This is a genomic window from Bradyrhizobium campsiandrae (assembly GCF_014529705.1).
In the GTDB taxonomy this organism is placed as follows: Bacteria; Pseudomonadota; Alphaproteobacteria; order Rhizobiales; family Xanthobacteraceae; genus Bradyrhizobium; species Bradyrhizobium campsiandrae.
Genome location: NZ_JAANIH010000373.1, coordinates 1 through 245 on the forward strand (window position 1 = coordinate 1; position 245 = coordinate 245).

The window sequence follows — 245 nt, forward strand, 5'->3', positions numbered from 1 at the left end:
GGCCGTCGACTGGGAGCGTGAAAACTACTGCCTGATCGCCGGCGGCATCGGCATCACCCCGATCCTCGGCGCTGCGCAGGCACTGGCGCGGCGCGGCGCAAATGTCACGCTGCATTATGCCGTGCGCCCGGCGCCAGCTGCCACATGTAGCGCGAGCCGCCGCGAGAATCTTCGGCGCGGCGCACCGCGATCTTGAAACCGCGCGAAGACGCCTCGCCGACCAGCGAATAGGACCGCGTTTCGGG

The 245-nt window shown here is 69.0% G+C and carries 2 pseudogenes; one reads left to right on the forward strand and one right to left on the reverse strand.

The annotated features are described in order from the left end of the window. A pseudogene (locus G8O24_RS43490) lies at positions 1-127 on the forward strand (PDR/VanB family oxidoreductase); the annotation flags it as partial. Here the strand turns inward: G8O24_RS43490 and G8O24_RS44910 are convergent. Next, positions 120-245: pseudogene (locus G8O24_RS44910) on the reverse strand (PDR/VanB family oxidoreductase); the annotation flags it as partial. The pseudogenes G8O24_RS43490 and G8O24_RS44910 overlap by 8 nt on opposite strands.